Annotated in this window: 14 protein-coding genes; 6 read left to right on the forward strand and 8 right to left on the reverse strand. The window is 71.1% G+C overall.

The features are described 5' to 3' along the window. Positions 1–33: 33 nt before the first annotated feature. Positions 34–1,359 carry a sigma 54-interacting transcriptional regulator gene (locus tag WME95_RS19320; RefSeq protein ID WP_437909821.1) on the reverse strand — a complete coding sequence of 442 codons (1,326 nt, stop codon included), beginning with the start codon at positions 1,357–1,359 and terminating at the stop codon, positions 34–36. Positions 1,360–1,466: 107 nt separating this feature from the next. On the opposite strand from WME95_RS19320, the gene WME95_RS19325 reads away from it, so the two are divergent. Both WME95_RS19325 and WME95_RS19330 read left to right on the forward strand, forming a co-directional pair. Continuing rightward, complete coding sequence (locus tag WME95_RS19325; RefSeq protein WP_437718366.1) at positions 1,467–2,456, forward strand: diguanylate cyclase; 990 nt, start codon at positions 1,467–1,469, stop codon at positions 2,454–2,456. Continuing rightward, entirely contained in the window at positions 2,453–3,100 is a 648-nt protein-coding gene (locus tag WME95_RS19330; RefSeq protein WP_437909822.1) for an HD domain-containing protein, read from the forward strand. The genes WME95_RS19325 and WME95_RS19330 overlap by 4 nt, the downstream gene beginning before the upstream one ends. 137 nt (positions 3,101–3,237) lie before the next feature. Here the strand turns inward: WME95_RS19330 and WME95_RS19335 are convergent, their stop codons facing one another. After that, positions 3,238–3,981: a pectate lyase gene (locus WME95_RS19335; protein ID WP_437553576.1), complete on the reverse strand. Its 744-nt coding sequence runs from the start codon at positions 3,979–3,981 to the stop codon at positions 3,238–3,240. Positions 3,982–4,015: 34 nt separating this feature from the next. Between WME95_RS19335 and WME95_RS19340 the strand changes: the two genes are divergently transcribed. Further along, complete coding sequence (locus WME95_RS19340) at positions 4,016–4,348, forward strand: hypothetical protein (protein ID WP_437909823.1); 333 nt, start codon at positions 4,016–4,018, stop codon at positions 4,346–4,348. Between the two features lie 340 nt (positions 4,349–4,688). Here WME95_RS19340 and WME95_RS19345 read toward each other — a convergent pair whose 3' ends face one another. The 3 genes from WME95_RS19345 to WME95_RS19355 form a co-directional block, all read right to left on the reverse strand. Next, positions 4,689–5,789, reverse strand: a complete 1,101-nt coding sequence (locus WME95_RS19345) for a vWA domain-containing protein (protein WP_437909824.1) — start codon at positions 5,787–5,789, stop codon at positions 4,689–4,691. A gap of 133 nt (positions 5,790–5,922) precedes the next feature. Continuing rightward, the gene (locus WME95_RS19350) at positions 5,923–7,377 is read right to left on the reverse strand and encodes a pectate lyase family protein (RefSeq protein ID WP_437909825.1); all 1,455 of its coding nucleotides are present in this window, start codon (positions 7,375–7,377) and stop codon (positions 5,923–5,925) included. A gap of 425 nt (positions 7,378–7,802) precedes the next feature. Continuing rightward, positions 7,803–8,597, reverse strand: coding sequence for a hypothetical protein (locus WME95_RS19355; RefSeq protein WP_437909826.1), 795 nt, complete (start codon positions 8,595–8,597; stop codon positions 7,803–7,805). A gap of 255 nt (positions 8,598–8,852) precedes the next feature. On the opposite strand from WME95_RS19355, the gene WME95_RS19360 reads away from it, so the two are divergent. Next, positions 8,853–13,151 (forward strand): DNA topoisomerase 3, encoded by a 4,299-nt coding sequence (locus WME95_RS19360; protein WP_437909827.1) that lies wholly within the window; start codon positions 8,853–8,855, stop codon positions 13,149–13,151. Positions 13,152–13,169: 18 nt separating this feature from the next. On the opposite strand, the gene WME95_RS19365 is transcribed toward WME95_RS19360, so the two are convergent. The 3 genes from WME95_RS19365 to WME95_RS19375 form a co-directional block, all read right to left on the reverse strand. Beyond that, positions 13,170–13,298, reverse strand: coding sequence for a hypothetical protein (locus WME95_RS19365; protein WP_437553583.1), 129 nt, complete (start codon positions 13,296–13,298; stop codon positions 13,170–13,172). A gap of 245 nt (positions 13,299–13,543) precedes the next feature. Next, positions 13,544–15,229: an SBBP repeat-containing protein gene (locus WME95_RS19370; protein WP_437909828.1), complete on the reverse strand. Its 1,686-nt coding sequence runs from the start codon at positions 15,227–15,229 to the stop codon at positions 13,544–13,546. A 122-nt stretch (positions 15,230–15,351) separates the two neighbouring features. Continuing rightward, a complete protein-coding gene (locus tag WME95_RS19375) occupies positions 15,352–16,170 on the reverse strand; it encodes an SDR family NAD(P)-dependent oxidoreductase (RefSeq protein WP_437909829.1) in 819 nt (272 codons plus the stop codon). A gap of 407 nt (positions 16,171–16,577) precedes the next feature. Between WME95_RS19375 and traA the strand changes: the two genes are divergently transcribed. Both traA and WME95_RS19385 read left to right on the forward strand, forming a co-directional pair. Then, positions 16,578–18,695: an outer membrane exchange protein TraA family protein gene (gene traA / locus WME95_RS19380; RefSeq protein ID WP_437909830.1), complete on the forward strand. Its 2,118-nt coding sequence runs from the start codon at positions 16,578–16,580 to the stop codon at positions 18,693–18,695. Continuing rightward, positions 18,692–20,587 (forward strand): OmpA family protein, encoded by a 1,896-nt coding sequence (locus WME95_RS19385; RefSeq protein ID WP_437909831.1) that lies wholly within the window; start codon positions 18,692–18,694, stop codon positions 20,585–20,587. The genes traA and WME95_RS19385 overlap by 4 nt, the downstream gene beginning before the upstream one ends. The last annotated feature ends 5 nt before the right edge of the window (positions 20,588–20,592 follow it).

Below are 20,592 nucleotides of genomic sequence, written 5' to 3' on the forward strand. Positions count from 1 at the left end.
GCGAATGCCGAGCCACGCGCGTCGCGCCTGCTATCAGCCCTTGCTTCGGATCCCGTAGCGCTCCATCAGCCGGTGGACGAGCTGCCGGGAGACGCCCATCGACGCGGCGGCCCGCGCCACGTTGCCGCCGCTCTCCCGGAGCTTCATCGCGATGTACGTGCGCTCGAACTGCTCGACGACCATGTCGCGCGCCTCGCGGAGCGGCAGCGCGACGAGCTGGCCGACGCCCATGTCGGCGGGCCGCGGCGCCACCTTGACGATCGCCTCCTCGGCGAGGTGCGGGAACAGCATGAGCCGCGCGACGGTGTTGCGGAGCTCGCGCACGTTGCCCGGCCAGTGGTGCCCGCGGAGCAGCTCCAGCGCGTTCGGCGGCAGGTCGGCGAGCGAGCGCGGCGGCACCTGCGCCGCGAGGAAGCGCTCGACGAGCAACGGGATGTCCTCCTTGCGCTCGCGCAGCGGCGGCACGACGGTCTCGACGACGGCGAGCCGGTAATAGAGATCCTCCCGGAACGCCCCCGACGCCACGCGGCCCTGGAGATCGCGGTGCGTGGCGGCGATCACGCGGGCGTCGAAGGACGTGTACGCCGCGGCGCCGATGCGCCGCACCTGGCGGGCCTCGAGCGCGCGCAGGAGCTTCGGCTGGAGATCGAGCGGGAGCTCGCCGATCTCGTCGAGGAAGAGCGTGCCGCCGCTCGCCTCCTCGAGCAGGCCGGCGCGCGCGCCCTGGGCGCCCGTGAACGCGCCCTTCGTGTAGCCGAAGAGCTCGGCCTCGATGAGGTTCGGGGCGACGGCGCTGCAGTCGAACACGACGAAGGGGCCGCCGCTGCGCGGGCTCGCCGCGTGGATGGCGCGGGCGAGGACCTCCTTGCCGGTGCCGGACTCGCCGAGCAGGAGGATCGTCTCCGAGGTGGCCGCGGCGCGCTCGAGGCGGGCGAAGAGCGCGCGCATGGGGACGCTGCCGCCGAGGGCCTCGCCGAAGCGGGCCGAGGTGGAGAGCGGGACGACGACCGGGGCGCCGCCGACGCGCACGGTGAGGGGCACGCCGCCCAGGGAGGCGACGGCGCCCGGGGTGAGGAAGCCCTCGACGATCAGGACGTCGTTGATGAACGTGCCGTTCTTGCTGCCGAGATCGGTGAGGACGACCCCGCGCGGCGAGAACCGGAGCTGGCAGTGGCGGCGCGAGACGCGCGAGTCGGGGATGATGACGTCGCACTCGCCGCTCGTTCCCAGCACGAGCGGCGCGACGCCGAGGGCGGCCTCGATCGGCGGGCTCTTCTGCGGGGTGACGAGGATGCGCAGGTCCGGGAGCTCGACCGCGTCGCTTCGGAGGGTCGTGATCGTCCGGGTGGGGTCGTGCATGGATCGCGCGGGAGGGGGACGGGGCAGCATCTCCGAATTTCCGGCGGATTTCCAGCGCGCGGTGCGTCCGGGGCGCTGGACGCACGCCGTCAGGATATCCTCGCGAGGTGCTCGAGTTCACGCAGTCCGAGGCCAAGATCCTGTCCCAGTGCGTCACCCGCTTCACGGAGGCGTTCCGCCGCGACGTGGCGGACGTGATCCGGCAGGAGTTCCGCGGCTACGAGCCGCCGGAGGTGACGGAGCTGATCGGACAGCTGAGCCTCCTCGGGCGGCAGCTCGAGCTGCGCCCGCCGCACGCGCAGATCCACGACACGCAGGGCCCGCTGCTCAAGCGCATCCTGATCGATCTCCGGCGCGACAGCGCCACGGCGATCGAGGAGCCGCTGCAGAAGGCCGTGAACGCCGAGACGATCCGGCACCTCCGGCGCGAGGTCCACGGGCTGGAGCAGCTGATGGCCGCGCCCTGGTTCGCGGCCACGCGCGCGCTCAAGGTGCCTCAGCTCACCGACTACATGTCGATCCGGCACGCCGAGGCCGTGACGCCGGAGGCGCCGCCGCTCCGCCCGCGCGAGTACGACGAGAAGTTCCACATCCTCGAGGCGCCCGGGCTCTTCCTGCCGGATCTGGCGCACTACCGGGCGCGCTGCGCGCTGCGCGGCGCCTCGATCGCCGTGGCGTTCATCGACATCGACGACTTCAAGGCGTTCAACGTCCAGCACACCGAGACCGCGGTCGATCTCCACGTGCTCCCGCCGCTCATGGAGAGCATCGAGGCGCACGTCTTCGCGCACGGGCACGCGTACCGGTTCGGCGGCGACGAGTACATGATCACGCTGCCCAACGCGACGCGCGCCTGGGCGGTGGACTTCCTGCGCGCGCTCCAGGAGCGGCTCGCCCGCCGCCGCTACCGCCGCGTCGAGCGGTCGCCGACGATCTCGGCCGGGCTGTGCGTCGCCGACGTCGACTGCTTCCTGACGGATCGCGAGATCCAGGGGCGCGCCAACCTCGCGAAGAACCACGCGAAGGCCACGGAGAAGGGCCGCGTCGCCACGTACGACGGGGAGCTGTTCCGCCCCGAGGATCTGGTGCTCGCGTGAGGCCGGACGGCGGGATCGCGGCGGGCGAGGCGCCGCCGGAGGCCCCGGACGGCCTGGTCCTGCCCGAGCCGCTGTGGGGCACGGTGCGCGCGGCCTACGGCGAGCCCGGGCGCGCGTACCACGACCTGGCGCACGTGCGCGAGGTGCTCCGCCGGGTGGGCGAGGTCGCCCGCGACGTCGGCTGGCGGAGGCCGCGGGAGGTGTTCCTGGCCGCGCTCTTCCACGACGCCGTGTACGTGCCTGGCCGCCACGACAACGAGGCGCGCAGCGCGGAGCTCGCGCGCGAGGCGGTGGCGCGCTGGCTGCCCGGCGAGGGGCTCGACGAGGGCCTCATCGAGCGGCTCATCCTGCTCACGGCGCGCCACGGGGCCCTCGGGCCGGCGGACGTCGGCGAGGAAGAGGCCCTCTTCCTCGATTGCGACATGGCCATCCTGGGCAGCGACGAGGCGGCGTTCGACGCGTACGACCGGGCGATCGCCGCGGAGTACAGCGCCGTGCCGCCCGAGCTCTACGCCGCGGGCCGGCGGCGCTTCTTCGAGAAGCTGCTCGCGGCGGAGCGGATCTTCCTCTCGCCGTACTTCCACGCCCGCCTCGAGGCGAGCGCCCGCGACAACCTGCGCCGGAAGCTCGACGCGGGCGCGTAGCGGCGCTGCGCGGGGGTCGTCGGGGACGGGGGTCGTCGGTGGACGGCGCGGTCGTCACGGGCGCGGCGGTCCGCGCCCCCGGCCCGCGCCGGGGTGCAGGGGGGCGGCGACGCTGGCGCGCGCTGCCCCTCGCGCGATCACCAGCTCTTCACGTCGCTCTTGCTCACGCGGCACGTGGCGGTGTCCCACTGGCTCGCGCCGCCGTGGAGCTTCTCGGACTCGCCCATGTGATCGGTGACGGCCCTGTACTCCTGGCAGATCTTCGGCTTGTCGTCGTCCGCGTCGTAGCCCCCCTTGACGTAGAGGTTCGTGATCGTGACCGTGTCCCCGTAGTTCTGGTTCGCGCCCGCGACCGTGGTCTTCACGCGGTCCACCCTGACGTTGTCGATGATCAGGTGACGCGGCCCGCCGTTCGCGGTGCAGTCGCCGCACGAGCGCCAGAGCTTTCCGAAGTCGGCGATGTACGAGTTCGTGACGATGGTCGTGGAGCCGCCCTTGGCGTTGTGCTGGAAGATCTTGTCGGCCGAGTGCAAGGCGATGGAGCTGTTGATGTGCATCGTCGCCCCGTCGGCGCTGTTCGTCGCCGCGTCCTCGCAGACGTCCTCCCAGTAGACGTGATCGAGCGTGCAGTCGCCCTTGCAGACGATGCCGTTGCCGCCGGGGAGGCCGCCGGCGATGATGAGGTTCTTCACGGTGACGCCGTCCTCGACCTCGAACACGGTCTTCTGGCCCTCGCCGTCGTCGCAGTCCTCCGTGTTGTTCACGCCGATCTTCTGGTTGTTGAAGTCGTAAACGTCCTGCCCGCCGTGGGCGGCGTTCTTGAGCACCGTCGTCTGGTTCCTGATTTCGCCGTTGCCGTTCGTGGGCGTCGGGATCACCATCGGGAGCTCGTCGCCGAGCGGCTCCTCTCCGCCCGTGCCGCTGCTCGTGGCGCTCGCGGCCGTCGTGCTGGAGCTGCTCGTGGTCGCGCTGCTCGTGGTGCTTGAGCTGCTCGTGGTGCTCGCGGCCGTGGTGCTTGAGCTGCTCGTGGCGGTGCTGCCGCCGCCGGCGCCGCCCGTGCTGCTGGTGCTCCCCCCGGTCGCGGCGGCGCTGCTGCTCGAGCTGCTGCCTCCCTGGCCGTCGTCCGGCGTCGCCGCGTCGTCTGAACAGCCGAGCTGGATGGCTCCGACGGCGCCGATCACGAACAGCAAAGTGAAGGCTGACTTCATTCCAGATCTCATCTCATTACCTCTCGTTCCGGCATCATGATGGGCGACCCGCGGCCCGGAAGCGCGTGCACGGCGCTGTCGACTCCTCGACGCGACCCGTCGAGGGGGCAACCACGAACTCGCGCTTCGCGCCGTTCAGCTGGCTTCTACGTCGAGCTCGTCGAGGTGAATGCAAGCGGCGATCCAGGGTGCGCGGCGGGACATCGCGCATCGCGTGGAGGCGCGCTGGGGCCTTCGTGTCAACGCGCGGTCGACACCGGTTGACGAACGGGTTGACGCGCAGGTGCTCCGGGGGGAGGGCGTGCCCTGGGCGGCGGCGACCCCGCGATCGGCGTCGCGAGCCTGCCGAGCGCAGCGTTCGGCAGGCTGCGCCCCGCAGCTCAGAAGATCGGGTCGTCCTTGCAGCCGAAGATGACCTTGACGGCGCCGGCGCCGCTGCTCGCGACCTGCTCACACGCAGCGCCGTGCAGCTGGATGGTCATCATGTCGGGCCCCGTGTAATTCCATCCATCCGTGCCTGTTGTGTCTTGCATGATCGATTGTTCCCCGACGAACACGCCGACGTGGTCCGGGTTTGGCGGCGGCTCGCTGAGCGGGAACAGGCAGGTCGAGACCTTTCCCGTGATCGCCAGCAGCGATGTCACGAGCTGGTCCTGCGTCGCCGCGAGGTAGAACCTCGGCGCGAGCGGATCCGGGTCCTGGCGCGGCTCGAGCCCTGCGACCGCGAGGCCGTTGAGCGCCTTGATCTTGCTCGCCTGCGCGGCGATCCCGACCACGAACGTATGGAAGCCGGCGGCGGCCGCGTCCGTCACCGCCTGTACGGCGAGCTCGTCCGAGTCGCTCTTGGGGCACGACGGATCTCCGTCGGTCGCGAGCAGGATGTACTTGGGGTCGTCGTTCTGGATCGTCTGCAGGTAGTCGACCGCCTTGTTGATGGCGTCGCCGGTCGGCGTGCCGTCGCCCTCGGGGGTCGTGCTCGAGATCGCCTGGTTCACCGTGGGCGCGTTGCTCGCCGCGATCGGGATCAGGATGTCGCGCGGGAAGCTCTCCTCGGTGCAGCTCCCCGTCCTGTCGCCCTGGGGGAACACCTTCAGGCCCCAGGAGGCCGCCTCGTTCGTCGCCGCGATCACCTCCTGCAAGGCGGGCACGACGATATCCCATTTCGACGGCGTGCCCTCGTCTCCGTTCGGATCGTCCTGCATAGACGCCGAGCGATCGAGGACCAGCAGGATGCTGGCCGGCTTGCGCTCGACGTCGAAGTTCTGCCGCCCGCAGTCCACGCCGTCGCCGGCGCTGCTGGCGCTGCCGTCGGAGCCGAGGTCTCCGGGCACGCTGCCCGGCTCTCCGGCCCCACCGCCGACGTCGCCGTACCCGGGGGGATCGCCGGCGCCCGGCGCTCCGCTGCCGGCTTCATCGCTCGACGTACAGCCCGATAGCGCTGCCAGCACGACGACGGAACAGATCGATGATGCTCTCAACATGATGCCTCCTGTAAGCTGAATCCTGGCGACGTCATCGCGAGCACCGCTCCGGGGCCTGCGCTCGATCCACGAACAGGGGCCACGAACAGGGGCCACGAGCAGCGGGGCTCGGCGACGGCGCGGGCGACGGTCGCTACTCGATCTCGTCGGCGAGGCGATCGAGCCAGCCCTCGATGTCCTCGGTCGGGGCGTCGAGCGGTCGCGAGGTCGGCGCTGCCGTCGGGTAGCCCCCTACCTCGTCTTGGCTGTTCACGAACATTCCATCGCCGGACAGGACGTCTTCGACGATGCGTAGATCGACCTCGTCGCGGTCTCTTGGCCTCGCGCCCGCGTGCGCGAGCACCGCGTCGAGGACCGACGCTGCGGGGAGCGCCACGAGGCCGTCGGGCCACGCGGGCTTCTCGGCGAGGACGATGATGTCCGGGGAGGCGATGGGCGCCGCTGCGCCGAGGGCGTCCACGGCGATGTTGTCCTCGAGGTAGGCGGATCCCAGCGAGTTGGTGCCGATCATGGGGAGGCCCGGCAAGGTGTTGGCGCCGTGCCGCATGTAGTTGCCGACGATGCTGACCCTCGGCGGCTCCGGCGTGACGCCCGAGCTCTCCCACTCCTTGAGGACGGGGCCGAGGCGCATCGCCCATTTGCCGGGGTTGTAGACGACGTTGTTCACGATCGCCCCGGTCGCGAACCCCTTGTACCAGGGGTTTCGTTCGTTGTTGTGGGCGTAGAGGTTGCCGACGACGGTGACGTCGGTGCAGCGGTCGTGCACGAGGGTGCCCATCGAATGAGAGCCCTTCTCGTGGATGGATTCGAGGAGCCCTTCGGCGATGATGTTGTTGCTGAGGGTGACGCGGCGCGAGGTGCCGTCGGGACCGTCGAAGCGAGGGCCCGAGACGGACAGGTTCTCGTCGACGCCCCACGCCACGGAGCAATGGTCGATCACGATGTTGTACGCCGAGGCGCCGTCCGTCGTGACGTCGGGCTCGAACCCCGACGCCGGCGCAGCCCCGGCGTCGCCCATCCGGAAGCGGAGGTGCCGGATCCGCACGTCGTGCGTGCGGATCTTCATCCCGCCGCGGATCAGCGTGACGCCCGGCGAGGGCGCTGTCTGGCCGGCGATCGTGACGAACGGCTCGGTGATGTCGAGGCGCGTCTTGTTCAGGTCGATGATCCCGCCGACCTCGAACACGATCGTGCGCGGCCCCCGCGTCTCGATCGCCTCGCGCAACGATCCCGGGCCGTCGGCGTCGAGGTTCGTCACCTTGAGGATCGTACCCACGCCATCGACGGGCCCCGAGCCGCCGGCGCCGCCCGCGGAGCCGGCGGTGGCGGCCCCGGCGCCGCCCGCGGAGCCGGTGGTGGCGGCGCCGGTGCTGCCCGCGGAGCCTGTGGTGGCGGAGCCGCCGGCTCCGGTCTGGGCGCCTGCAGTCCCTCCGCCGTGGCCGCCCGCGCCCGGAGTGCTACCTCCGGCGGCGCCCTGTCCGGCCGCCTCATCGCTCGGCCCGGGCGAGCTCGCTGCGCCGGAGCAACCGGCCAGGAACGTGCACCCCGTGCAACCGAGGAGGACGAACGAGAGGACAGCGGCCTTCATCAGATGATTCCTTTCGAATCGAGAGAACTCGCGTGGACGCTGAAGGCGCCGAGCTCCCGCGGGCGACAACGACGCATGGCGCGGCTCACCGTCGTTGCGTTGGATGCACGCACGAGGCGACTCGAGCCCAGGCCGTCGCGCAGTCCGGGTCGCGCGTGAGGTGGCGGCCGCCGAACCAGGCCGGCGCCGCGCCTCCTCCGCGCCCCGCGAGACAAGCAACGACAATGCCGTTTGCCCCGACCCGCATGCCGGCGGCTCACGTGTGTGGCCGGGGGGCTGCGCAGCGCTCGTGGCGTGGATGTCCTCGTCGCGGCGCGTCGTGGCGCCGCGACGTCAACCACGGGTTGACGTGCTTGACAGCAAGGACGGCTCCCGTGTCAACCGCGCGTTGACCGGCAGCCGTCTGCCGCGAGCTCCGCCGGCGCTCAGCCCTTCCAGCCGGGCGGCGGTTTGGCGAAGCCGGTCTCGGCGGGGAAGGGGCTGGCTGTCTCGCGCTGGTGCAGCCCGTCCACGTCGATGCCGAGCGCCCTCAGCCCGTCGCGCTGCTCGTAGCGGATCACCAGCACGGCGGCGGGCTTCGGTGTCGCCCGGGTGAACTGCGTCGACGTGACGCGGGACTCGCGCCGCTCGCCGAAGGTCGTGCCCAGCCCCTTCGGCGCCGCGGGGGCCGGCGCGGCGCCCGGCGCGGGGGCTGGCGGCGGAACAGCGGGCGCGGGCGCGGGCGGTCCAAACCCCGGCGCCGGCGGCGGCAGCCCGCCGCCTTGCGGCCCGCCGAACGCCGGCGGGGGCGGCATGAAGGGAGGCGGGGGTGGCGGCGGCGGGGGCGCGAGCTCCTCGAACACCGCCAGGCCGATGACACCCACGTTGCGGGGCTTGCCGATCTGCGCGGCGTACGACTGCTCGATGCTCCCGAACCGGAACGTCGCGACATCTTCCTGGCTGATCCGGAATCCGGTGAAATCGAACGACTCGTGCGCCCTGATCACCATGCCGCGGGCATCGAAGGAAGCGTCCTTGCCGCTCTGCACGTCGAGGCCATCGACGGTGGGCACCACCTCGACGCGCGCGCCCGTCAGGTTCCGCACGCGCAGCGCATAGCGCTGGCCTGACCGCCCCTCGACATAGGTCGTATCCCGATGGACGTACTCCCGCGTCGGCGTGAGCGCGCCGCTCTCCTCGACGAGCAGCTCCACCTCGACGATCCCCTTCAGGTCTCGCATCTCGATGCCCCTCTCCCTGAGCCGTCGCGCCCTCGCGCGGCGGCGAGCGTCCAGGCACTACGTGAACCCGCTCGGCGCCAGCGTGTCAAGGCGCCGGTCGGGCGCGGGCCTCGCTGCCCGCTCGCTTCCCCATACCGCCCGCCCGCGGCTCGCGCTATCAACGCACCTGCGCGAGGCGCGGGCGACGCCCGCCGCCCTCGGTTCTCGCGCGTTTCGCATGGTTCGCGCGTTTCGCATGGTTCACAGGATCGCCGCATGATCGCCGTGGTCGCAGAGAAGCCCGCCGTCGCCCGTGACATCGCCGCGGTGCTCGGGGCCTCGAAGCGCGCCGAGGGCTTCCTCGAGGGCGGCGGCTACGTCGTCACGTGGGCGATCGGGCACCTCGTCGCCATCGCCGAGCCGCACCAGATCGACCCCGCCTGGAAGCGCTGGCGCCTCGACCTCCTCCCGATGCTGCCCGGGCAGTTTCCGCTCGTCGTCCTCCCCGGGACGCGGGCCCAGTTCGAGATCGTCCGCAAAGTCCTGGGCCGGAGGGACGTCGAGCGTGTCGTCTGCGCCACGGACGCCGGCCGCGAGGGCGAGCTCATCTTCCGGTACCTCTACGAGGCGGCAGGGTGCAAGAAGCCGGTCGAGCGGCTCTGGATCTCGTCCCTCACGCCCGACGCCATCCGCGACGGGCTCCGGCGGCTGCGGGACGCGCGCAGCTACGACGGCCTCGCCGACGCGGCGCGCGGGCGCAGCCGGGCGGACTGGCTCGTCGGCATGAACCTCTCGCGCGCCTACAGCCTGGTCTTCGACCAGGATCTCTCGGTCGGCCGCGTGCAGACGCCAACGCTGTCCATGGTCGTCGAGCGCGAGCTCGCGATCCGGCGGTTCGTCCCCGAGCCGTACCTCGAGGTCGTCGCGACCTTCTGCCCGCTCCGGGAGGACGGCTCGGGCGCGGCCGACGAGTCCTACAAGGGCACGTATTTCAACGACAAACCGCTCCCGGGCGAGCGGCCGAATGCCGGCGAGCGGCCGAATGCCGGCGAGCGGCCCGAGACCGCGCCGTCGCGGAGGCGCCTGCCCCCGGACGGCGAGGAGGCGCGGCGCATCGTCGAGCGGGCCCGGCGCGGCGAGGCGCGCATCGAGGCGGTCCGGTCGGAGTCTCGCCGCCTCCCGCCGCCGCTGCTCTACGACCTGACCGAGCTCCAGCGGCACGCCAACCGCCTTTACGGCTTCTCTGCGCAGAAGACGCTGGAGGTGGCCCAGGCGCTGTACGAGCGCAGGAAGCTCATCAGCTATCCGCGCACCGACAGCCGGCACCTCTCGACGGACGTGGCGGCCACACTCGGCGCGGTGGTGCAGGCGATCGAGGGCTCGTATCGGGGGATGCTCGCCCAGGGGACGGGGGCTCGGCCGCTCGGCAAGCGCTTCGTCGACGACGGCAAGGTCGGGGATCACCACGCCATCATCCCCACGGGGGCTCGGTCCTCGCGCGCGGAGCTCTCGACCGACGAGCAGAAGATCTTCGATCTCATCTGCCGGCGCCTCCTCTCGGCGTGGCACGAGGATCACGTCACGTCGATCACCACCGTCATCACCGCTATCACCACGCGCGGCGGCGCGGGCGCGCGCGGCGGCGAGCCGATCGTGGACCGCTACCACAGCGCGGGCAGCGTCGTGGAGAAGGTCGGGTGGAAGGTGCTCGACATCGGCTTCGGCAAGGCGCCTGCGAAGCCGCGCAAGAAGGGCGAATCGGACGGTGACGGACGCGATGCGCGCGACGCGCGCGACGGGGAGGGCGGGGAGGGCGAGCGCGAGACCGCCGATCAGCGGCTCCCGCCGGGCCTCGCGAGGGGGCAGGTGCAGCTCGTGCTCGACGCGGAGGCGCAGGCCAAGAAGACGCGTCCGCCACCCCGCTTCACCGAGGCCACGCTGCTCACCGCCATGGAGACCGCGGGCAGCAGCCTCGAAGAGAAGGAGCTCTCCGAGGCGATGAAGGACTCGGGCCTCGGCACGCCGGCCACGCGGGCCGCGATCATCGAGACGCTCCTCCGGCGCGAGTACATCGTGCGCCAGGGCAAGCTGCTGCACGCGACCGACAAGGGCGTCGGGTTGATCGAGGTCGTCCACGCGGACGTGAAGAGCCCCGCGATGACGGGCGCCTGGGAGGCGAAGCTCGCCCGCATGGCCCGGGGCGGGGGCGATCTGCCGTCGTTCATGGCGGGCATCGAGTCGTACGTGCGCCAGGTGGTGGCGGAGGTGAGCGCGGGGCGGCGCGCGGCCGGGGACGGTGCGCTTTCCCCGGAGGCTGGGGCGTCGCCGTTTCAGGAGCGCGGCGAAGCGCGGTCGCGCGCGAAGGGTGGCCGCGGCGCGGCCGCAGCGCCGGCGACCGGTCGAGGCCGCGAGGCGACGCCTCGCCGCGCTCCGGGCAGCAGCGCAGGGGCCGAGCCGGGCGATGCACCGGCTGGCGCGCTGCATGCGGTGGCGGCGGCTGCAGCATCGCCGCCGGCTCGGGCGCAGGCGCGGTCGCGTGCGGCGGTGACGGCGCCAGCGCGACCCGCGGCGGCAGGGACGGCGCGACGTGTGGCCGTAGCGCCGACGCCCGCGCGGCCGCCGGCAGCGGCGTCGCCGCCGGCGCGATCCGCGGCGGCAGCGCTGTCGCCCGCGCGTGCGGCGGCCATCGGGTCCTCTCCGGCGCGTGGGGCGGGCACGGCGTCCTCGCCGGCGGTCGCCCTGTCTCCAGCGCGCCGGCCGGAGGATCTCGTCGAGCTGCTCCACCAATGCTTCGGCTTCAGCGCGTTCCGCCCCTACCAGGAGGCCGTTTGCCGGACGGCGGCCGCGGGGAGCGACGTGCTGCTCGTCATGCCCACTGGCGCCGGCAAATCGCTCTGTTACCAGCTCCCCGGCATCGCCCGAGGCGGCACGACGCTCGTCGTGAGCCCGCTCATCGCCCTCATGGAGGATCAGGCCTCCAAGCTCCGGGCGTGCGGCTTTGCCGCCGAGCGGATCCACTCCGGCCGGAGCCGGGCCGAGTCGCGGAAGGCCTGCATCGATTACCTCGAAGGCGCGCTCGACTTCCTCTTCATCGCCCCCGAGCGGCTCCGCGTGCCCGGGTTCCCCGAGATGCTCGCCCGCCGGAAGCCCGTGCTCGTCGCCGTCGACGAGGCCCATTGCATCTCGAAATGGGGCCACGACTTCCGCCCTGATTACCGGATGCTCGGTCAGCGCCTCCCGGCGCTCCGGCCGGCGCCGGTCATCGCGCTGACCGCCACCGCCACGCCGGTCGTGCAGGACGATATCGTCGAGCAGCTCGGCCTCGCGTCCGCGGCGCGGTTCATTCACGGCTTCAGGCGGAGCAACCTGGGTATCGAGATCCTCGAGGTCAGCCCGGGAGAGCGCCTCGCCCGGGTGCGCGCGCTGCTCGGGCAGGAGGGCCGGACGCCGGCCATCGTCTACGCCGGGACGCGGAAGGACGCCGAGGCGCTCGCCGCCGGCCTCTCGGAGGATCTCCCGGCCGAGGCGTACCACGCGGGCCTCGCCCCCCCGGTGCGCGACCGGATCCAGGCGGCCTTTCTGGACGGCAGCACCGAGATCATCGTCGCCACGATCGCCTTCGGCATGGGCATCGACAAGCCCGATGTCCGCACGGTCATCCACGCCGGGCTGCCCGGGAGCGTCGAGGGGTATTACCAGGAGATCGGCCGGGCTGGCCGTGACGGGCTCCCCTCGCGGGCCGTGCTGATGCACTCGTATGTCGACCGGCGAATGCACGAGTTCTTCCACGAGCGCGACTACCCTGATCCGGCGATGCTCCAGCGGATCGAAGAGGTCCTGTCGGAAGAGCCCCGCCCGAAGGAGGCGATCCTGGGCGATCTCGGCATCGATCCCGAGGTGGCGGACAAGGCCCTCGAGAAGCTCTGGATCCACGGCGGCGCGCGCGTGGATCCGGACGGGGGTGTCGCCCTGGGCGAGCCGGGCTGGCGCGGGCCTTACGAGGCGCAGCGGCGCCACAAGCTCGCCGAGCTCGTGCAGATGGCGCGGTTCACCGAGGGCCACGGCTGCCGCATGCTCCACCTGGTCCGCCATTTCGGCGACCAGGAGGACACGGGCGAGCCCTGCGGCCTGTGCGACGTCTGCGCGCCGGCCGCGTGCGCCGCGCGGGAGTTCCGGGCGCCGAGCCGCGACGAGGCGCAGGCGATCGCGAAGATCCTGGCGGCGCTTCGCGAGAGCGAGCAGCCGACGGGCCGGCTCTACCGCGAGGCGTTCGCCGATGGGTCGCTCGAGCGGCGCGACTTCGAGCACCTCCTCGGCGGGCTGGTGCGGGCGGGCCTTGTCTGCGTGCGCGAGGACTCGTTCGAGAAGGCGGGCGAGCTCATCACGTACCAGCGCGCGTCGCTCACGTCGCGCGGCCTCCTCGGGGGGCCGCGCGGCGCGAGCGACGTCGTGAGCGATGTGCCGCTCGCGAAGCTGCCGCCGAAGGTGAAGAAGCGGCAGAGCGCGAAGTCGTCGGACGCGCGGAGGGCGTTCTTCGCCCGCAAGGCGCAGCGGAAGAAGGGCCGGTCGCGCTGAGCGGCGCGCGGGCGGCGCTCAGCGGAAGATGCCGAAGTGGCCGAGCGCCCACCAGAGCAGGACGAAGATGAGGATGGTGCTGAAGCACCCGCCGCCGAGCTTCTTCGCGCCGTAGCCTGCCGCGATCCCACGCAGAATCTTGCTCATCGAATGACCTCCGGCCCCGTGTCGGGGTGCTCGACGAGCGAAGCAACGTGGGTGCCACATCCTGCGGGCTCCGGCGGGGCGAGATCTTCCCGTGGAGAGGCGATGACTTGGCTTGCAGGGCGGCAAGCACAGCGGCGTACGCGCCACAGTGGGGCGTTTCGCGACGACCTACCTGCGCGAGCTGCGCGAAGCGTTCCAGTCGCTGCCGCGCGAGGCACCGAGCCCTGCCTGCTGCCGGAACAACATCACCGGCCCAGCTTCGCGATGACGAGGCGCGTCCGATTCCCGTCGCCGGTGCCGGGCAGCGGTCCCGTGCCGAAGTCGGCGTGCGGAGCGGTCGTCGTGCCCGCGATGAGCGTCTCGCCGTCCGGTGAGGTGGCGACCACGCGCAGTATGTCTTCGCCCGTGTTCTCCGTGAGGTGATTCCATAGGAGCTCTGCATCGGGCGTGAACTTGGCGACGAAGGCGTTCTGAAGTCCCTGTGCTTTCAATGGGCCGCTGCCGAAGTCGATCTCTCCCGCCGCAGTGCCGCCAACGACGAGATTTCCAGAAGGATCCCGAGTGACTCCATACGCGTGCTGTTCGCTGGCAGCCTCTCCGAACCCGCGCAACCATCGGGGCATCCCGGTCGCCTCGAGCTGCACCACGAAGACGTTGCGGTCGGTTCCGGCTCCTCCGGTTACGGTGTGCTCGCCAAGTTGCATCTTCTGAGAGAACGAGCCCACTATCACAGGACGGCTCGACAGATCCACCGTGATGCCCATCGGCTGCGCGTGGCCTGAGCCAGGTCCGTTGAGCGCTGTGGCCCACACGGCCTTCCCGGCCGGCGTCAGCTTGACGACAAATTGGGTGCCATCGACTCGGAGCGGCACATTGTCAGTGCCGAAATTGATCGTCTCATCCGACCAGCCGAGAAAGAAGATGTTCTTCGAGCTATCGACCGCAACCGCAGTGGCAGCTTCATACCATGACGAGCCATTGAACGTGCGCACCCAGTAGCCCGGGCCGCTCACGCGCCCGTTGGCACCGTCGAGCTTCGCCACGAGGATGTCCTCGCCATCGGGCGTGATCGGGCCCTCGCCAAGATCGATGGGCAGGCTGAATCTCCCCGTGACGATGATGTCGTCGCTCGAGTCGATGGCGATTCCGGTGAGTGTGCCGCGGCCTCCCAGGCCGTTGCTCCAGACATGCTTGCCCGATGCGTCAAGTCGGACGATGTACGGACCCTCCGGAAGCGGTCCACCGCCGAAGTCGACTCCTCCTTGAGGGCTCTCGCCGATCAGAACGAGGTTTCCCTTGGCGTCGATGGCGAGGTCCGTGACACTGTCCACGCCGAAATCGCCGAATTTCTTCGCCCAAAGAGGGATGCCGGTCGGACTCAGCTTGAGGATCAGCGCATCGCTCGACCCGCTGGCAGAGGAGAAGAATTCCCCTGCGATCTTGATCGTTCCTGAAAAACTTGCGCTGACGAACACGTTTCCCTCAGCGTCACTCTCGACGGCCAAAGGCCAGGCGCTGCCATTTTGCTCAAACCCGGTCGCCCAGACGATGCATTGGAATCCATCGCAGTTCTCGTCGTCCGCGGCATCGCAGCGCTCCACCGCGGGGACGACCTCGCCGTTACAGGCGCCCCAGGTCCCGTCGGCGCCGCAGGTACGCGTCCCTTCCCGGCAGGCGCCCCTGTTCCTGGTGCCCAGTGGGCCGGCGTAGCACACCTCCGACACGTCCGGCGTGCACGTGGGCGCCTCCTCCTCAGCGCCTCCCGCGCCGCCGGCGCCCATGGGGTCAGCACCCCCCAGACCGCCGGCCCCCGTGCCGCCCGGCGTCTGGTCGGAGAACTCGTCGAGACCGAGGAGTTGCGCGCACCCGCTGGCGCACAGGCCCAGACCGAGGAGGGAAGCCAGCGCGTAAGGTCGTGCTTGTCGTTGCATGGGCTCGTGCGCGCCCGGAAGCCCTAAGGCGAGGTTCCCGACGCTAGCGCGGAGGATATCACACTGACGCGGCGCGCAGGAGCCTGGTTTCGATCGTCGCCGGGACGAGCCGGGCTCTCGTCCTAGCCTCGGACGCCTCGCGCCCGAGCACCATAGCCGAGGACCGAGAGCCCTATTCGTGCCGAGAGCCGGCGTAGCGCCGCGCGAGGGAGGACGCGCGAGAGCTGGGCCGTGGCCTTGCTCAATGCGGTCGGGACGGCGACCACGTTGCCGCGCTCGGCTGCCGCGATGGCGTAGGCCGCGCAGCCCTCGGCCGTGAGCTCGAACGGCAGCTTTCTGCGCGGCACGCCGGGCGCGCCTACGTCGAAGATCTCCGTGGTCACCGGCCCTGGGCACAGCGCCGTCACCGTGACGCCGGTCCCCTCGAGCTCCACGGCCAGGCTCTCCGAGAGCGAAAGCACGAACGCCTTGGTCGCTCCATACACCGCATGTCCCGGGGTCGGTTGGAACGCGGCGAGCGACGCGACGTTGAGCACGCGCCCTCCGCCGCGGGCCACCAGGTCGGGGACGATCGCCGCGCAGAGCGCGACGACGCTCTCGCAGTTGAGCCGCACCAGCATCGCCAGCGCCGCCGGGTCGCCCGCCAGAAAGGGCCCGAGCCGCGTCGTTCCCGCGTTGTTGACCAGCCAGGCCGCGCCGCCCAGCTCACGCGCCCGATCCCGCACGCGGAGGGCTGCGCCCTCGGTGGCGACGTCGAGCTCGAGCGGGTGAATCGGCGCGTACCCGGCGGCGCCCGCCTGCGCGGAGAGCTCCTCCAGCCGGTGCGCCCGCCGGCCGATGGCGAGCACCGGCTGCCCGCGCGCCGAGAGCTGCCGTGCGATCTCCGCGCCGATGCCGGACGAGGCGCCTGTGACGATGGCGAGGCCCGAGGTCATGATCATGGACGCTATCCTTTACGCCGCGCCGCCCTTGATCGCGAGCGGGCTGTTGGTCCTGGCGTACGGGCGCGCCATGGCCGTTACCGCCGGATGGCTCGCCGCACCGCGCCACGACGGTGATAACGCCATGCGTACATCATCCAGCGCGGGCGGCGCCCCGACGCCGCGCGAGAGGTCGATCTCGTGGCGTTCTCGTCACAATGGGCTCATGCGCCCCACCGCGGCGCGGTCGATCGCCCGCGCGGTTCGCCGGCCGTCCCGCGCGAAGGGGACGTCGGAGCATCGGGGGGTAGAGGACCGTCCCCTACATCGGAGCGGGCGTTTCGCCGCCTACCTCTTGCAGGACGCGGGGCGCAGCGGCTAGCCTGTGAAGCGTGCTTCCGACTTGGGGTGCTGAGGACCCGCGGGCGATGCTGAGGACCCGCGAGCGAGCCGTGCGCGTTCGACACGTCGCGCTGGTCACGGCCGCCCTGTGTGCGCTTTTGCCGTTGCCCGTGCATGCGCAGGTGGAGAAGCCGAAGCCGCGGCCGGTCGTGATTGCAGCGCCCGCCTTTGACGAGCTGCCGGAGGTCGAGGGCACTGGGCTCTGCGCCGCGTCGGTCATCCCGACCGGGCCGCAGGAGACGCCGGCAAACCTCTTCATGAACGACTTCATCGGAGGAACCAATAAACTCATCGACGATCACAAGGAAGATCGCCTCGAGTACACCATTCGAACGCTTCTGGATCTGAGCAACAACAACGACAACGACAACGACCCCGCGGACGAGAACGACCCGCGGAGTTTCGGTGACTTCAAGCGGATGTCGCCGGATTGCGGCGTCGGCGGCTGCAGCTTCCCGTGGGACGATCGCCCTGACAAAACGGCTATCGTCTACGGCTCCCGTGTTCGCGGGTTCCTGGCCGTCACGGAGGAGCTCGCCGGCAGGCCGGTCCATTTAGGCCTGTACGCCGACGATGCCGTGAGCCTCGCGTTTTACGATGGAGTCACGAGCGAGAAGGTGGTCCTTCTCCAGCCGGCGGAGCTCGGCCTGCCGGTCTGGCGTCTCACGAACACCGTCACCTTCGAGAAGCCAGGCCTGTATCCGCTCGAAATCAACTACGCGGAGATCGCCGAGCACGCGGCGCTCGAGATGTCCTATTTCGTCGGGGAGTTCGAGGACTTCCACCGCGCCGCGGAGTCGCCGCCCGTCGAGAAGCTGAGCGAGAACGGCTTCACCCTCTTCCGGCCGGCGCAGTTCTTCCAGACGCTGGCCGGCTCGCCGTCGTTCCCGGATCTCGACCAGTGCCAGCAGTGCGAGCGCAGGTTCGTCGGCCTGCCCAACAACAACGGCTGTCCTGGGAGCTACTACTGCAACGAGGCCGCCCTCTGCGCCCCGTGCGACACGGCGCTCCACTGCGGCGAGTCGTGCTCGCGCTGCCTGAACGACACGCCGTTCTGCATCGATCTCAACGGCAACCGCGCGTGCGCCGAGTGCCGCACAAGCGCCGACTGCCGCGGCGGCTTCGTCTGCGACCCCGAGACGCACGAGTGCAAGGAGGAGTACGAGTGCAACATCGACCCGGACTGCCCGCGGGGCGAGATCTGCGTCGAGCACTCCTGCGTCCCGTGCGACACGGCCGATCGGTGCGCCGGCAACTCCTGCAACTGCTGTCCGAACGGCATCAACGGCGCCCAGATGAACTGCGCCGCGGTCGAGCCGGGCGGCGTCGCGATGTGCGTCGAGTGCCTCGTCGACGACGAGTGCCCCGACGGCAAGAAGTGCCACACCCCGACGGGCCACTGCGTCGACGAGATCCCGAGCAACGCGCAGCCGAACTGCTGCGGCGAGGGCTGCGTCGACTGCATGCACCCCGAGGATCCGAACGACCCGCAGTCGCCCCCGGTGCCGTTCTGCCTCCCCGGGCCCGTCGGGACGGCGTGCGCCGCGTGCCGCAACGACATGGATTGCGCCGACGGGCAGTACTGTCTGAGCGGCGAGTGCAAGGAGTGCGTCAAGGATCGGCGCTGCGGGCCGCGCTGCGAGAGCTGCGGCGGCGACACGCCGTTCTGCCTCGGCGATTTCTCCGAGCTCGCGGTCTGCGTGCGCTGCACGTCGGACGAGCAATGCGCCGGCACGACGTGCAACCGCGAGACCCACGAGTGCGACCCGGGGTGCATGGCGACCTGCGCCGAGGACACCCCGCACTGCGACGGCAAGAAGTGCGTCGAGTGCTACGCCGACACGCAGTGTCCGTGCGGCAACACCTGCGACCTCGCGACGAACACCTGCGACATCTCCTGCAAGACGAACCTCGACTGCCTCGGCAACGAGCACTGCCGCTGGACCGACGAGGCGGACGCCAAGGAGTGCGCGCTCGGCCCGATGCCCGACAACGTCGCGTGCGGCGGCACGCTCGCCGAGATCTGCAGCGTCTCGGTCGTCGGCCAGAAGGGCGCCGATCCGCGGGCCGCCGGGCTCGTCGCCCTCGCGGCGCTGGCCCTGATCGAGCGAACACGCCGCCGGCGCACCGGAGGTGCCTCGTGAGAACGCGTCCGCTCCTCGCCCCGCTCCTCGCGCTGTCCGCGCTCCTCGCCGGGCGCCCCGCGCTCGCCGAGGAGGGGCGCTTCGATGCCCAGGTCTTCCGCCCGGCCGCGGCCCCGCGTGATCTCGTGATGGTCCAGAAGTCGGAGGTCATCGGGAACCTCTCGCCGACCGTCGGCCTCTACAGCGACATCGCGGCCGACCCGCTCGTGCTGCTCGTCGCGGGCGACGACACGAGGCAGGCCGTCGACGCCATCTCCGGGCGGCTCGAGCTCGCCCTCCTCGCGGGCATCGGCTTCTTCGACGTGTTCGACGTCACGATGGCCATGCCGCTCGTCCTCTTCCAGGAGGGCGGCAACCTCCGCCGCTTTGGCACCGAGGGGTCGGTCAAGAGCTCCTCCGTCGGCGATCTCCGCCTGTCCACGAAGATCTCGCTCCCGTACCTGAACCGGAAGGAGCAGGTCAAGGAGGGGTTCGGGATGGCCATCGCGGGCAACCTCAACTTCCCCACGGGCGATCAGAACGCGTTCACCAGCGACGGCGCGCTGAGCGGCGGCGCGACGCTCATCGGCGACTACCGGTTCAACTTCGGGCTGCTCCTCGCCGCGAACGCTGGCATCTGGCTGCGGCCCGACAACCAGTTCGCGGGCGTGCGCGTCGGCGACATGGCGCAGTTCGGCGTGGCGGCCGAGCAGTACGTCGTTCAGAGCTGGGGCCTGTCGGTCATCGGCGAGGTGTACGGGTACCCCTCGCTCACGAGCTACCCCGACGACCCGGGGCAGATCCCCGCGGAGGCGCTCCTCGGGCTGCGCTGGCAGACCAAGCACGGCATCACGATCACCTTCGGCGGGAGCTTCGGCGCGGCGTGCGGCTTCGGCGCGCCCTCGATCCGCTTCTTCAACGTCATCACGTGGCAGCCGAAGACCTCCCAGGAACAGGAGGAGATCAACCGCCTGCAGCAGCGCGAACAAGATGATCCGGATCGCGACGGCCTCATCGGCGCCGCGGACCGCTGCCCCGACGTGCCCGGGAGCCCCGAGAACTTCGGCTGTCCGGACCTGGACACCGATGGCGACGGCATCTTCGATCGCGACGACAAGTGCCCCGACAAGCCCGCCGGTCCGCACGGGAAGGACGGCTGTCCGCTCGCCTTCATCCGGGGCGACGAGATCGTGATCACCGAGCAGGTCCACTTCGCGACCGACAGGGACATCATCCTCGAGGACTCGAACTCGACCCTCGAAGCGGTCGCGCAGGTGCTGATCGACAACCCCGACATCCGCGAGGTGCGGATCGAGGGCCACACCGACGTGCGCGCGACCGACCTGTACAACATGGCGCTGTCCCAGCGCCGCGTGGCGAGCGTCATGGCGTACCTGATCGCGAAGGGCGTCGAATCCTCGCGGCTCCAGGCGGTCGGCTACGGGCACACGCAGCCGATCTACGACGACACCGGCTGCCAGGGGCCCGACGATCAGCTGTCGCCCGATTGCCAGTTCATGACGTCGAAGAACCGGCGCGTCGTCTTCCGCATCCTGCGCTACGGCGCCGCGGGGGCGAAGCCGCTCACCGGCGCGCCCGACGGGGGCGAGCAGCTCCTGCCGTCCGGCGGGGTGCTGCCGCAGAAGACCCAGGGCACGCTGCCCAATCAGGGCACGCTGCCGGGGCAGGGGGTCCTCAAGTCGAACGTGCTGCCGAGCGGCGGATCCTCTCTCCCGCCTGCGGGCGGGGCGCCCGGCGGCGCGGCCCCCCTGCCGAACCGCGGCAACGCGGGCGGCCTCCCGAGCAACACGGGCGTGCTGCCGCGATCCGGTACCCCCGCGCCCGCGCCGCCGGCACCGGCGCCGTCCTCGTCGAGCCAGCCGCCTGCTCCGGGAGGCGGGGGGAGTCGCTAGGAGGG

This window comes from Sorangium sp. So ce327, assembly GCF_051530205.1.
Classification (GTDB): Bacteria; Myxococcota_A; Polyangia; order Polyangiales; family Polyangiaceae; genus Sorangium; species Sorangium cellulosum_B.

Excerpts from the sequence above, each read along its gene's own strand:
- WME95_RS19365 (WP_437553583.1), bottom strand. The coding sequence starts at position 13,298 with ATGAGCAAGATTCTGCGTGGGATCGCGGCAGGCTACGGCGCGAAGAAG.
- WME95_RS19345 (WP_437909824.1), bottom strand. The coding sequence starts at position 5,789 with ATGTTGAGAGCATCATCGATCTGTTCCGTCGTCGTGCTGGCAGCGCTA.
- WME95_RS19355 (WP_437909826.1), bottom strand. The coding sequence starts at position 8,597 with ATGCGAGACCTGAAGGGGATCGTCGAGGTGGAGCTGCTCGTCGAGGAG.
- WME95_RS19375 (WP_437909829.1), bottom strand. The coding sequence starts at position 16,170 with ATGATCATGACCTCGGGCCTCGCCATCGTCACAGGCGCCTCGTCCGGC.
- WME95_RS19360 (WP_437909827.1), top strand. The coding sequence starts at position 8,853 with ATGATCGCCGTGGTCGCAGAGAAGCCCGCCGTCGCCCGTGACATCGCC.
- WME95_RS19320 (WP_437909821.1), bottom strand. The coding sequence starts at position 1,359 with ATGCACGACCCCACCCGGACGATCACGACCCTCCGAAGCGACGCGGTC.
- WME95_RS19350 (WP_437909825.1), bottom strand. The coding sequence starts at position 7,377 with ATGAAGGCCGCTGTCCTCTCGTTCGTCCTCCTCGGTTGCACGGGGTGC.
- traA (WP_437909830.1), top strand. The coding sequence starts at position 16,578 with ATGCTGAGGACCCGCGAGCGAGCCGTGCGCGTTCGACACGTCGCGCTG.
- WME95_RS19370 (WP_437909828.1), bottom strand. The coding sequence starts at position 15,229 with ATGCAACGACAAGCACGACCTTACGCGCTGGCTTCCCTCCTCGGTCTG.
- WME95_RS19335 (WP_437553576.1), bottom strand. The coding sequence starts at position 3,981 with ATGGTGATCCCGACGCCCACGAACGGCAACGGCGAAATCAGGAACCAG.